This window comes from Pseudomonas iridis (assembly GCF_017980685.1).
Classification (GTDB): Bacteria; Pseudomonadota; Gammaproteobacteria; order Pseudomonadales; family Pseudomonadaceae; genus Aquipseudomonas; species Aquipseudomonas iridis.
The window spans coordinates 62,349-74,815 of the sequence record NZ_JACXXO010000012.1; the positions used below are offsets into that span (position 1 = coordinate 62,349).

Annotated in this window: 15 protein-coding genes and 1 other RNA gene; 9 read left to right on the forward strand and 7 right to left on the reverse strand. The window is 59.9% G+C overall.

The annotated features are described in order from the left end of the window. Positions 1-43 precede the first annotated feature (43 nt). The 3 genes from ubiD to IEQ42_RS19260 all read left to right on the forward strand — a co-directional run bounded on the left by ubiD (position 44) and on the right by IEQ42_RS19260 (position 3,343). Positions 44-1,510 (forward strand): 4-hydroxy-3-polyprenylbenzoate decarboxylase, encoded by a 1,467-nt coding sequence (gene ubiD / locus IEQ42_RS19250; protein ID WP_150593506.1) that lies wholly within the window; start codon positions 44-46, stop codon positions 1,508-1,510. Continuing rightward, positions 1,510-2,478 (forward strand): CDP-6-deoxy-delta-3,4-glucoseen reductase, encoded by a 969-nt coding sequence (locus IEQ42_RS19255; RefSeq protein WP_210704705.1) that lies wholly within the window; start codon positions 1,510-1,512, stop codon positions 2,476-2,478. The genes ubiD and IEQ42_RS19255 overlap by 1 nt, the downstream gene beginning before the upstream one ends. 196 nt (positions 2,479-2,674) lie before the next feature. Further along, positions 2,675-3,343, forward strand: a complete 669-nt coding sequence (locus IEQ42_RS19260; protein WP_042561674.1) for a gamma-glutamylcyclotransferase — start codon at positions 2,675-2,677, stop codon at positions 3,341-3,343. On the opposite strand, the gene glpT is transcribed toward IEQ42_RS19260, so the two are convergent. Together glpT and IEQ42_RS19270 are read right to left on the reverse strand one after the other, a co-directional pair. After that, entirely contained in the window at positions 3,319-4,668 is a 1,350-nt protein-coding gene (gene glpT, locus IEQ42_RS19265) for a glycerol-3-phosphate transporter (protein WP_210704706.1), read from the reverse strand. The two genes, IEQ42_RS19260 and glpT, sit on opposite strands and share 25 nt — an antisense overlap. Before the next feature lie 200 nt (positions 4,669-4,868). After that, complete coding sequence (locus IEQ42_RS19270; RefSeq protein ID WP_042561671.1) at positions 4,869-5,846, reverse strand: NADPH:quinone oxidoreductase family protein; 978 nt, start codon at positions 5,844-5,846, stop codon at positions 4,869-4,871. 150 nt (positions 5,847-5,996) lie between these two features. Between IEQ42_RS19270 and IEQ42_RS19275 the strand changes: the two genes are divergently transcribed. Beyond that, a complete protein-coding gene (locus IEQ42_RS19275) occupies positions 5,997-6,404 on the forward strand; it encodes a flagellar basal body-associated protein FliL (protein ID WP_042561670.1) in 408 nt (135 codons plus the stop codon). Positions 6,405-6,506: 102 nt separating this feature from the next. Here IEQ42_RS19275 and IEQ42_RS19280 read toward each other — a convergent pair whose 3' ends face one another. Next, entirely contained in the window at positions 6,507-6,956 is a 450-nt protein-coding gene (locus IEQ42_RS19280) for an EVE domain-containing protein (protein WP_210704707.1), read from the reverse strand. 197 nt (positions 6,957-7,153) lie between these two features. On the opposite strand from IEQ42_RS19280, the gene IEQ42_RS19285 reads away from it, so the two are divergent. Continuing rightward, positions 7,154-7,309, forward strand: coding sequence for a hypothetical protein (locus IEQ42_RS19285; RefSeq protein WP_164488117.1), 156 nt, complete (start codon positions 7,154-7,156; stop codon positions 7,307-7,309). Positions 7,310-7,342: 33 nt separating this feature from the next. On the opposite strand, the gene IEQ42_RS19290 is transcribed toward IEQ42_RS19285, so the two are convergent. The 4 genes from IEQ42_RS19290 to IEQ42_RS19305 form a co-directional block, all read right to left on the reverse strand. Then, on the reverse strand, positions 7,343-7,948 hold the full coding sequence (locus IEQ42_RS19290) for a 5-formyltetrahydrofolate cyclo-ligase (protein WP_042561665.1): 606 nt from the start codon (positions 7,946-7,948) through the stop codon (positions 7,343-7,345). Positions 7,949-8,027: 79 nt separating this feature from the next. Next, positions 8,028-8,206: non-coding RNA, 6S RNA (gene ssrS, locus IEQ42_RS19295), on the reverse strand. Between the two features lie 30 nt (positions 8,207-8,236). Further along, a complete protein-coding gene (locus tag IEQ42_RS19300) occupies positions 8,237-8,554 on the reverse strand; it encodes a cell division protein ZapA (RefSeq protein WP_007967943.1) in 318 nt (105 codons plus the stop codon). Beyond that, positions 8,551-8,760: a TIGR02449 family protein gene (locus tag IEQ42_RS19305; protein WP_016985919.1), complete on the reverse strand. Its 210-nt coding sequence runs from the start codon at positions 8,758-8,760 to the stop codon at positions 8,551-8,553. The genes IEQ42_RS19300 and IEQ42_RS19305 overlap by 4 nt, the downstream gene beginning before the upstream one ends. Positions 8,761-8,878: 118 nt before the next feature. On the opposite strand from IEQ42_RS19305, the gene IEQ42_RS19310 reads away from it, so the two are divergent. From IEQ42_RS19310 to IEQ42_RS19325, 4 genes are read left to right on the forward strand one after another with little or no spacing between them, the layout of a single operon-like run. Then, positions 8,879-9,439 (forward strand): YecA/YgfB family protein, encoded by a 561-nt coding sequence (locus tag IEQ42_RS19310; RefSeq protein ID WP_210704708.1) that lies wholly within the window; start codon positions 8,879-8,881, stop codon positions 9,437-9,439. 27 nt (positions 9,440-9,466) lie between these two features. After that, entirely contained in the window at positions 9,467-10,801 is a 1,335-nt protein-coding gene (pepP, locus tag IEQ42_RS19315; RefSeq protein WP_150593516.1) for a Xaa-Pro aminopeptidase, read from the forward strand. Beyond that, positions 10,798-11,985, forward strand: a complete 1,188-nt coding sequence (ubiH, locus tag IEQ42_RS19320) for a 2-octaprenyl-6-methoxyphenyl hydroxylase (RefSeq protein WP_200612542.1) — start codon at positions 10,798-10,800, stop codon at positions 11,983-11,985. Before pepP ends, ubiH begins: the two co-directional genes overlap by 4 nt. Beyond that, positions 11,978-12,463, forward strand: a complete 486-nt coding sequence (locus IEQ42_RS19325) for a DUF4442 domain-containing protein (RefSeq protein WP_210623145.1) — start codon at positions 11,978-11,980, stop codon at positions 12,461-12,463. The genes ubiH and IEQ42_RS19325 overlap by 8 nt, the downstream gene beginning before the upstream one ends. Positions 12,464-12,467: the final 4 nt, after the last annotated feature.

Consider the following 12,467-nt stretch of genomic DNA (forward strand, 5'->3'; position numbering starts at 1 on the left):
AGAGCAGGTAGGATGTACGCCTATTTTGAGGGTGCCATCGTCAATGAAATTCAAGGATCTTCGGGATTTCGTGCAGCAGCTTGAGCAGCGCGGAGAGTTGAAACGCATCCAGATTCCCGTCTCGCCGGTGCTGGAGATGACTGAGGTGTGTGACCGCACGCTGCGGGCCAAAGGCCCGGCGCTGCTGTTCGAGAAGCCGACGGGCTACGACATCCCTGTGCTCGGCAACCTGTTCGGCACCCCCGAGCGAGTGGCCATGGGCATGGGCGCCGAGTCGGTCAGCGAACTGCGCGAAATCGGCAAGCTGCTGGCTTTCCTCAAGGAGCCGGAACCGCCGAAGGGCTTGAAAGACGCGTGGTCGAAACTGCCGATCTTCCGCAAGATCATTGCCATGGCACCGAAAGTCGTCAAAGACGCCGTGTGCCAGGAAGTGGTTATCGAAGGCGATGACGTCGATCTGGCGATGCTGCCGGTGCAAACCTGCTGGCCCGGCGACGTCGGCCCGCTGATCACCTGGGGCCTGACCGTCACCAAAGGCCCGAACAAGGACCGCCAGAACCTCGGCATCTACCGTCAGCAGGTGATCGGCCGCAACAAAGTCATCATGCGCTGGCTCAGCCACCGTGGTGGCGCTCTGGATTATCGCGAGTGGTGCGAGAAGCACCCAGGCCAGCCGTTCCCTGTTTCAGTGGCTCTCGGTGCTGACCCGGCGACCATCCTAGGCGCCGTGACGCCAGTGCCAGATAGCCTCTCCGAGTATGCTTTCGCCGGCCTGTTGCGCGGCAACCGCACCGAACTGGTCAAGTGCCGTGGCAACGACCTGCAAGTGCCGGCCACTGCCGAAATCATCCTTGAAGGCGTGATTCATCCGGGCGAAATGGCAGATGAAGGCCCGTACGGCGACCACACCGGTTATTACAACGAAGTCGACAGCTTCCCGGTGTTCACCGTCGAGCGCATCACCCACCGGATCAAACCGATCTACCACAGCACTTACACCGGCCGTCCGCCGGATGAGCCGGCGATCCTCGGCGTGGCACTGAACGAAGTGTTCGTGCCGATCCTGCAGAAGCAGTTTCCTGAAATCACCGACTTCTACCTGCCGCCGGAAGGCTGCTCGTACCGCATGGCCATCGTGACCATGAAGAAGTCGTATCCGGGCCACGCCAAGCGCGTGATGCTGGGTGTCTGGTCGTTTTTGCGACAGTTCATGTACACCAAGTTCGTTATCGTCTGTGACGACGATATCAACGCCCGCGACTGGAACGACGTGATCTGGGCCATCACCACGCGCATGGACCCCAAGCGCGATACGGTGATGATCGATAACACGCCGATCGACTACCTCGACTTCGCCTCGCCGGTCTCCGGCCTGGGGTCGAAAATGGGCCTCGATGCCACCCACAAGTGGCCGGGCGAAACCACTCGCGAGTGGGGCCGTGTGATTGTCAAGGACGACGCTGTCACCCAGCGGATCGATGCCATCTGGAATCAGTTAGGAATAGATTGATGCGTGTAACCCTGCAGCCTTCCGGAGCGGTACTTGAGATACAGCCCGGTGAGCGGATTCTCGATGGTGCGCGGCGCCTGGGCTACGATTGCCCGCAAAGCTGTCGCAACGGCAACTGCCACGTGTGTGCGGCGCTGCTGGTGGAAGGCCGGGTCGAACAGGCCGGCACAGTGCGCGACCACGGCGAGTTCTACACTTGCATAGCCGAGCCGCTGGAAGACTGCATCGTGCTGTGGGATGGCGTGCTTGCGCTGGGAGAACTGCCGGTGCGTAGCCTGTCGTGTCAGGTCATCGAATGCCGCGACGTCGGCGGCGACACCTGGCGAGTGCGTCTGCGTGCGCCGGCCGGCAAGCCACCGCGCTATCACGCCGGGCAATATTTGATGATCGAGCGCGAGAGCGGCGAGAAGTCAGCGTTTTCCATGGCCTCGGCACCGCACGGTGGGCGCGACCTGGAAATCCACGTGCTGGCGCGCGAAGCCAGTGCGTTGAGCCTGATCGAACAGCTGCAACGCAACGCAATGGTGCGCGTCGAACTGCCATTCGGTGACACTCACCTCGCCGAGCTGCCGGACGGGCCGCTGGTGTTGGTTGCCGCTGGCACAGGAATGGGCCAGATCCACAGCCTGATCGAACATTGCCGCGCCAACGGCTTCAAGCACCCGGTGCATCTGTATTGGGGCGTGCGTCGGCCGGAAGATTTCTATGAGATCGAACATTGGGACGAATGGGTGAAGCTGCCCAATCTGTTCCTGCACAAAGTCGTCAGCGACCAATGTGGCTGGGAAGGCCGCTGCGGAATGCTGCACGAGGCGGTCTGTGAAGACTTTACCGATCTCAAGTCCCTTCACGTCTACGCCAGCGGCTCGCCGGCCATGGTCTACGGGACGCTGGACGCGCTGGTCGATGCGGGGATGGATGCACATCAAATGCGCGCCGATGTGTTCGCGTATGCCCCGCGTGGCTAGATCGTTATAACTCTCTATATAGCCGATCGGTATTTATCTAAATAGGTAAATACCGCTAGGTTATATATCAAGCAGGCAATCTATTAAGAAGTGTGCCATGGCACCTAAATTGCCTTAAAACATATGTTCCTTATTGTTACAGCGGTGCGTTCTATTAAGTAATTCTTCACCCGCGGGGAGCTGAACGCTATTCGCCATGAGTGCCATTGAAAACGCTTTTCTGAACCTGGCTTACCCTCCGCGGCTCGATCTTGGGCCGCAGCTGACGCACGAACAACTTCTCGCTTCCATGCAATCGACCATGGCGCGCCACAAGGGCGGGCCGGTGTGGCTGTTCGCCTACGGTTCGCTGATCTGGCGGCCGGAATGCAATTCGGCGCAGCGCATGCGCGGTCGCGTGCATGGCTATCATCGTGGCTTGTACCTGTGGTCGCACGAACATCGCGGCACCCCGGAAATGCCGGGGCTGGTGTTCGGTCTGGATCGTGGCGGTTCGTGCAGTGGATTTGCTTATCGCTTGCCCGAAGACGATCTGGACAGTGCGCTGTATGCACTGTGGAAGCGCGAGATGCCATTCCCGTCCTATCGGCCACACTGGCTCAACTGCCGGCTCGAAGATGGCAGTCAGGTTCAGGCATTAGGATTTGTTTTGGAGCGACACCTGCCCAGCTATGCCGGCAACTTGCCGGATCACGTGCTGAGCCAGGTGTTCGCAAGCGCTTGCGGGCGTTACGGCACCACTCGCGATTATGTCGAGCAGACCGCCCACGCCCTGCGCAGCCACGCCATGCCAGACCGAAATCTGGAGGCGCGGCTCAAGCGTTGTAAATCACAGGTCGATCAAGCGACCGCTTCGCGGCTCTGACTGGCGACTTGCTTGTGCCATAGCGTCGGGGCCAGGAAGGCCATCGCCAGCAGGCACGCGCTCACCAGCAGGACAAAACCGCCGTCCCAGCCGAAGTGGTCGACGGTGTAGCCCATCGCCGCACTGGCCGCGACCGAACCACCCAGATAACCGAACAGACCGGTGAAACCCGCAGCGGTACCCGCGGCTTTCTTCGGCGCCAGTTCCAGCGCCTGCAGGCCGATCAGCATCACCGGGCCGTAGATCAGGAAGCCGATGGAGACCAGCGCGATCATGTCCACAGTCGGGTTGCCGGCCGGGTTGAGCCAGTAAACCAGCGTTGCCACGGTCACCAATGCCATGAACACCATGCCGGTCAGGCCACGGTTGCCACGGAAGATCTTGTCCGACATCCAGCCGCACAGCAGCGTGCCCGGGATCCCTGCCCATTCGTAGAAGAAGTAGGTCCACGAGGTTTTATCCACGGTGAAGCCCTTGGCTTCCTTGAGGTACGTCGGCGCCCAATCCAGTACGCCGTAGCGCAGCAGGTAGACGAAGACGTTGGCCATGGCGATGTACCAGAGCATTTTGTTGCGCAGCACGTATTTGACGAAGATTTCCTTGGCGCTGAATTCGTCTTCGTGGCTGGCGTCGTAGCCTTCCGGGTAGTCGTTCTTGTACTGCTCGATTGGCGGCAGGCCAACCGATTGCGGGGTGTCACGCATGGTCATGAAGGCGAACACCGCCACGGCCAGAGCCACAGCTGCCGGCACGTAGAACGCCGCGTGCCAGTCGTTGAACAGGCCCATGCCGAGCAGGAACAACGGGCCGATCAGACCACCACCGACGTTGTGCGCCACGTTCCACACCGAGACCACGCCGCCGCGTTCTTTCTGCGACCACCAGTGCACCATGGTTCGCCCGCTCGGCGGCCAACCCATGCCCTGTGCCCAGCCGTTGATGAACAACAGAATAAACATCATGGTCACGCTGGACGTCGCCCACGGCGCGAAACCGAACACGAACATCACCCCAGCCGATACCAGCAGGCCGAAAGGCAAGAAGAAACGTGGGTTGGAGCGGTCGGACACCAGGCCCATGAGGAACTTGGACAGACCGTAGGAAATGGCGATGGCCGACATCGCCAGACCCAGATCGCCACGGCTGTAGCCCTCGTCGATCAGGTACGGCATGGCCAGGGAGAAGTTTTTGCGCAGCAGGTAATAACCCGCGTAGCCAATGAAAATGCCAGCGAAGATCTGCCAGCGCAGGCGTCGGTAAGTGCTGTCTATTTTTTCTTCAGGCAATGGAGCCTGATGTGCGGCAGGACGAAAGAAAGCAAACATTCAAGAGCTCCAGATTTCTTGTTTTGACTGCGGATGCGAATGTTACAGTTTCGTTACCGAAAATAGCACTGGTTCGCATCGACCAAAAAGGGGAAATGTTGGAGATCGAGTGTTCCTTTATGAACATGTCGCTCAGGTATAAATGGCGGTCGTATAGGAGATGCCGGATTGCGCGGGGGGCAATCCGGCTTTGATGCTGTTCAGCGAACTTGCACTACAACCTTGCCCACAGCCTTGCGCTGGCCAAGATCATTGATCGCTTGCGCCGCATTGCTCAGTGGATACACCTGCGACACCAGCGGTTTCAGCTTGCCCTCGGCAAACCAGCCGAACAGTTGCTGGAAGTTCGCCGCGTTGTCCTGCGGCTGGCGCTGGGCGAAGGAGCCCCAGAACACGCCGAGTACCGCGGCACCCTTGAGCAGGGCGAGGTTGACCGGCAGTTCGGGAATGCGACCGCTGGCAAAACCGACCACTAGCAGGCGTCCGTTCCAGGCGATGGCGCGGATGGCTTGGTCGAAGAGGTCACCGCCGACCGGGTCGTAGATCACGTCGGCACCCTGGCCGTCGGTGAGGCGTTTGATTTCTTCCTTTAAGTTGGTTTCGCTGTAGTTGATCAGTTCATCGGCGCCGGCAGCCTTGGCCACGGCGAGTTTTTCCGTGCTGCTGGCGGCGGCGATGACCCGCGCACCCATGGCTTTACCGATTTCCACGGCCGCCAGTCCGACACCGCCGGAAGCACCCAGCACCAGCAGGGTTTCGCCGGGCTGAAGGTTGGCGCGTTGCTTGAGGGCGTGCATCGAGGTGCCGTAGGTCATGCTGAATGCAGCGGCGATGTTGAAGTCCATCGACGGCGGAATCGGCAGCACGTTATAGCCCGGCACCGCGACCTGCTCGGCGAAGCTGCCCCAGCCGGTAAGGGCCATGACCCGGTCGCCGACTTTCAGATGACTGACCTTTTCGCCGACGGCGCTGACCACGCCGGCCGCTTCACCACCTGGCGAAAACGGGAAGGGCGGCTTGAATTGGTATTTGCCCTCGATGATCAGCGTGTCCGGGAAGTTGACCCCGGCGGCGTGCACGTCCAGCAGGATTTCGTTCTTCTTGGCGACAGGACTGGCGACGTCTTCCAGCACCAGCGATTCGGCAGGGCCGAAGGCTTTGCACAGCACGGCTTTCATCAGGGCTATTCCTTTGGGAGTGATGGCCGATAAGTGTAGGTGTGTCAGTCAACGGGTCAACGAGCATACCCGCCCCTGATAGCCAGCCATAAGCTTGTGCTTGCGCGGCGGGTCGTTATGCTAGGCCGCAAACCGGATAAGGAGCGAATTGTGAAAGCGTGGATCATGTTGTTGCTGGCCCTGTCTCTGCCTGTGGCAGCGCTGGCCGAAGAAGCCAAAGAAGGCGAGGCGCCGAAGGTCAACTACATCACCCTGAGCCCGCCGTTCGTGGGTAACTACGGGCTCGATGGCACGCCGAAACTGAAGGTGTTCAAAGCCGATGTGGCGCTGCGTGTGACCGGTGAAGAGTCGACCAAGCTGGTCAAGGCCAACGAACCGTTGATTCGCAATCAGCTGGTGGCACTGTTCTCCCAGCAGACCACAGAAGCGATGGGCAGCATCGAGGGCAAGGAAAAGTTGCGTCAGGAAGCGTTGAAGCAAACACAGCAAGTGATGAATGACGAAACTGGCAAGCCGGTGGTTGAGGATCTGTTGTTCAACAACCTGATCATTCAGTAAGACATATTTAGAAAGTCAAAAGATCGCAGCCTTCGGCAGCTCCTGCATTGGAATGCACTTCCCTGTAGGAGCTGCCGAAGGCTGCGATCTTTTTTGTGGCCGTTACCGCAGCGCCAATACCGCCGCCCATTGCTCCGGCGTCACCGCCATCACCGACAGCCGCGACCCTTTCTGCACCAGCGGCATTTCGGCCAGGGCGGTCTGTTGCTTCAGATAGTCCAGCTTCAACACCCGCGCGAACGTTTCGACATGGGCGACATCGACCGCGCTCCAGGCGTTTTTCTCCGCCGTGGCCTTTGGATCGAAATAATGACTTTCAGGGTCCAGCGCCGTCGGATCCGGGTACGCCGCCTCGATTATTTTTCCGATCCCGGCTATTCCCGGCTCCGGGCAGCTGGAATGGTAGAAAAAGAACTCATCCCCCACCGCCATCGCGCGCAGGAAGTTGCGTGCCTGATAGTTGCGAACCCCGTCCCAGCGCGCTTTGCCGAGTTTCTCCAGATCTTTGATCGAGAGTTCGTCAGGTTCGGATTTCATCAGCCAATAGGCCATGGTTTTTGCTCCTGGAGCGTTCTTTGGGCAAGTTGTCGGGCAATTTTATGACAAACCGACAGTCGGTTGACGTCAGCGTTTGCGCGCAGGTTCTCGTTGTCGCAAAATGCCGGCCTTTAAAGCTTGACGCTGCTGCACGGCCTACGAATGGAAACCGCTGCTGTCATCGTGATGATGTGCCTTGAGGGGGGCAATCGATGAAACGCAAACCGGATTTGCTTTGGGTTTTGGTTATTTTGTTTGGTTTGGGCGTTGTGACCACCGGTTACGCGCAAAGCCTGTGGGCCAACAAGGCCGACGCACCGATTGAAATCGCGCAACAGGTTCAACAGTCAACAGCCTTCAAGCGCTGAAACTGTCTTCTCGACGCCGCTGATCTGCGGCGTTCAGTCTACGAAATACCACGCCTTGTCAGTGACCGTGCCTTGCAACGGTACATCCCAACTCGCCTGTGCCAGCCGTTCGACCTTCTGACATTCATGGGCCAGACCTAATAATGTCGGCTTGCGCCAGTTCTTGCGCCGCGCCAGATACGCCAGGCTGCGATCATAGAAGCCGCCGCCCATCCCCAGACGTCCGCCGACGTCGTCAAACCCCACCAGTGGCAACAACACCAGATCCAGTGTCCAGATCTTGCGCTGGCGAGCCAGATTGGCGCGCGGCTCAAGAATGCGGAAACGGTTGGGTTTGAGTTTTTCGCCGGGACGGATGCGCTGGAACACCATTTTGGTTCGCGGCCAGGCGCTGAGCACCGGCAGGTACGTGGCCTTGCCCCGGCGCTGTGCTTCACGCAGCAGCAGGCGCGGATCGATTTCACCGTCGGTGGGCAGGTACAGGGAGATGTGTTTTGCCCGGCGAAAGTGCGGGTCTTGCGCCAATTGCCGGAACAGGCCTTTGGCGGCCTGGCGTTGTTCAGCAGCAGTCAGTGCGCGGCGCGCCTTGCGCAGCAGGCGGCGGAGTTGCGGGCGGGGCAGCAGCGCGAGTTCGGTCATGGTTCGGCTTCGGCAGGTTGGACGAAAACGTACGCATAAAAAATCCGATGTCGGCATTCACCGACATCGGATTCGAATCAGGCTCCCCGGAAGAACCGCTGTCAACTTAGCCCTTGAACCCGAAAGTTCAAGGTGGAAGATGCAGTAGACTTTAAGGCTTTCCGTCTGGCGGACATGCACACCAGCCCAACGTGCAACTTCCAGGGTAGTGCGAATCGGCTCAGGGACATCGTCAACTGGCAAGCACCCCAGGGAGTGCCGCGAGTATACCTCAAGCGGGCGGGCGAATCAGCCCTTGCTGATGTCCGGATCGTCGGCCAGGACCAGATCGACACGATCGAGCAAGTCACGCACCTGCTCACGGGTCGAGCCGCTGGCTTGAATGTCCGGACGCTCTTCTTTGTGCAAGAGATCGTGGGTGATGTTCAGTGCGGCCATCACAGCAATGCGGTCGGCCCCAATGACTTTGCCGCTGCTGCGGATCTCGCGCATCTTGCCGTCCAGGTAGCGTGCGGCGCTCACCAGATTGCTGCGCTCTTCCTGCGGGCAAATGATCGAATATTCTTTATCGAGGATCTGCACGGTAACGCTATTGCTTGAACTCATGAGTCTTGCTCCAGGGCCTTGAGGCGCGAAATCATCGATTCGACCTTACGCCGGGCGATTTCGTTTTTTTCAATGAGGTGCGCGCGTTCCTCGCGCCAGGTCTTTTCCTGAGCTAGTAAGAGTGCGTTTTGACTCTTTAGTTGCTCGACTCGGCCAATCAGCAGTTCGAGTCTGGCCATCAGCGCTTGCAGGTCGTTGTCTTCCATTGGATTCACTGTCTGATGGGTTAGCTGGCGGACAGCCTTTAATAGTCTTGGCGAGTCTGTCGATGTAGGATACAAGGCCTCCATTCTAGACATAGCGCCGTCTGGCGCCTAGCTGCCCATGACCATTGCGAATTCCCCGTACCAAGCCTTTGCCACCCTGCTGACCTCCAGCGGCCATAACGTCTCGCCTGCCGAACTGCACGGCTTGCTGCTCGGGCGCAGTTGCGCCGGTGCCGGCTTCAATGCCGACGAGTGGCTGATCGATGCCGCCGAGCTGCTCGAAAGCGAGCCCCAGGACAACATCCGCAACGCCCTGATCGGTCTGCAAGAAATGGTCAAGGGTGAGCTGACCGGCGACGACGTCACTGTCGTCCTGCTGCTGCCGACCGATGACGCGCCACTGACTGAGCGTGCCGCCGCACTGGGCGAATGGTGCCAGGGCTTCCTCAGCGGTTTCGGCCTGAACTGCCGCGACAGCAGCATGCTCAGCACTGAAGCCACCGAAGTGTTGCAGGATCTGGCCGCCATTTCCCAGGTGCAAGATGCTCTGGAAGAATCCGAAGACGGCGAGACCGACTACATGGAAGTCATGGAGTACCTGCGCGTGGCGCCGCTGCTGCTGTTCACGGAAACCAAAAAAGCCGACGTGCCGCCAGCCGCCAAGCCGTCGCTGCATTAATCGCGAGCCAGGGAAAGCCATCTGCCCATGACCCATATCCCGAAAGCGGAATACAGCCGTCGCCGCAAGGCCCTGATGGCGCAGATGGAACCCAACAGCATCGCGATTCTGCCCGCCGCCGCGGTGGCCATCCGCAACCGCGACGTCGAGCACGTCTACCGTCAGGACAGCGACTTTCAGTACCTCAGCGGTTTCCCCGAGCCGCAAGCCGTCATCGTTTTGATGCCCGGCCGCGAGCACGGCGAATATGTTTTGTTTTGCCGTGAACGCAACGCTGAACGGGAAATGTGGGACGGCCTGCGCGCCGGCCAGGAAGGCGCGATCCGCGACTTTGGCGCCGACGACGCATTCCCTGTCACCGACATCGACGACATCCTGCCGGGCCTGATCGAAGGTCGCGACCGGGTGTATTCGGCGATGGGCAGTAACCCCGAATTTGACCGACACCTGATGGACTGGATCAACGTGATCCGCTCCAAAGCGCACCTCGGCGCCCAGCCCCCGAACGAATTCGTTGCCTTGGATCATCTGCTGCACGACATGCGCCTGTATAAATCGGCGGCAGAAGTGAAGGTGATGCGCGAAGCCGCCCGGATCTCGGCTCAGGCCCACATCCGCGCGATGCAGGCCAGCCGCGCCGGGCTCTACGAGTACAGCCTCGAAGCCGAGCTCGATTACGAATTCCGCAAGGGCGGGGCGAAGATGCCGGCCTACGGTTCGATCGTTGCCGCCGGGCGCAATAGCTGCATCCTGCATTACCAGCAAAATGACGCGCTGCTCAGGGACGGTGATCTGGTGCTGATCGACGCCGGTTGCGAAATCGACTGCTACGCCAGTGACATCACCCGCACCTGGCCGGTCAACGGCAAGTTTTCGCCCGAGCAGAAAGCGATCTACGAATTGGTACTCGCCTCACAGGAAGCCGCGTTCGCTGAAATAGCCCCGAACAAGCACTGGAATCAGGCGCACGAAGCCACGGTTCGAGTCATCACTGCAGGTTTGGTGAAGCTGGGCCTGTTGCAGGGCGACGTCGACGAATTGATCGCAACTGAGGCTTATAAAGCGTTTTACATGCACCGCGCCGGCCACTGGCTGGGGATGGATGTACACGACGTCGGCGAGTACAAGGTCGGCGGCGAATGGCGCGTGCTGGAAGTCGGCATGGCGCTCACCGTGGAGCCGGGTATTTACATCGCCCCGGACAATCAGAACGTAGCGAAAAAATGGCGCGGCATTGGCGTGCGCATCGAGGATGACGTGGTAGTGACCAAGACCGGCTGTGAAATCCTCACCAACGGCGTACCGAAAACCGTCGCCGACATCGAAGCGCTGATGGCGCAAGCACGGACACACGCGGCATGAGTCGAGTCAATCTGGCAATCATCGGTGGCGGCCTGGTCGGCGCCAGTCTGGCATTGGCGCTGCAGGCCGGGGCCAAGGCGCGCGGCTGGAAAATCGTGCTGATCGAACCGTTCGCGCCTGGCGACAGTTGGCAGCCGAGCTACGATGCACGTTCCTCGGCGTTGTCCTTCGGCGCACGACAAATCTATCAACGGCTGGGCGTGTGGCAGGAAATCTCCCGTCGCGCCGAGCCGATCAAACAGATCCATGTGTCCGATCGTGGCCGCTTCTCCACCGCGCGGTTGTCGGCGATGGAAGAAGGTGTGCCGGCGCTCGGTTACGTGGTGGAAAACGCCTGGCTCGGCCAATGCCTGTGGCGGCACGTCGACAAGGATGTGATCAGCTGGCGTTGCCCGGCGGAAGTCACGCGCATGGAGCCGTTGTCCGACGGCTATCGCCTGACGCTTAATGATGAAACCACCATTGAATGCGACCTCGCGGTGCTGGCCGATGGCGGGCGTTCCGGATTGCGCGAGCAGTTGGGCATCAACGTGCGCAAGCGTCCGTATAACCAGAGTGCGCTGATCGCCAACATCACCCCGAGCGAAGCGCACAACGGCATGGCGTTCGAGCGTTTCACCGACGAGGGCCCGATGGCCTTGCTGCCGCTGCCGGATAACCGTTGCGCATTGGTCTGGACTCGTCTGGGCATGGATGCGCAACGCCTGGCCGATTTGAGCGAGCGCGATTTCCTCAGCGAATTGCAGGGCGTGTTCGGTTACCGCCTCGGCACATTGAAACAGGTGGGGGCGCGGCATTTGTATCCGCTGTCGCTGGTCGAAGCCGAAGAGCAGGTGCGCTCGCATCTGGCCGTACTTGGCAACGCCGCGCACAGTTTGCATCCGATTGCGGGGCAGGGTTTCAACCTGTCCCTGCGTGATGCCGATGCTCTCGCCGCGGCGTTGCTCGCCAGCGACAAACCGCTGGGCGATTTCGCCACGTTGCAGGCTTATCGCGAGCGTCAGCGTCTCGATCAGGACCTCACGGTGGGGTTCTCCGATCAGGTTACGCGGCTGTTTGGCAGCACCCAGCCGTTGGTATCGCTGGGGCGCAACATCGGTTTGCTCGGTCTCGACCTGTTACCACCCGCCAAGCGCTGGTTCGCCCGCCAGGCCATGGGTTTGGGAACACGTCCGGATGCTTAAGTGGTTGAGCGACAAATTCGGAAAGGCGCGGTTGATGCGTTGGGTGATGACCTTTTACCCGCCGTATCTTGGCGCCGGTGTTCGGGTACGGCACATCAGCGACGACTTTCGCGACATTCAGGTGTCGATGGGGTTGGGCTGGTACAACCGCAACTACGTCGGCACGCAGTTTGGCGGCAGTCTGTATTCGATGGTCGATCCTTTTTTCATGTTGATGCTGATGGAAAACCTCGGGTCGCGGTACATCGTCTGGGACAAGGCCGCCGACATCGATTTCATTGCGCCGGGCAAAGGCCCGGTGTTCGCCCGGTTTACCATCGACGACACCTTGCTGGATGAGGTCCGTCGGCAGACCGCCACTGGCGAAAAGTACCTGCCGCAGTTGCAGGTCGATATTCATGACGGCGCCGGCAACCTTGTCGCGCGGGTCGGTAAAACCCTTTACGTGCGGCTCAAGCCGCAAGCGAGACAGGCTTAAAGCA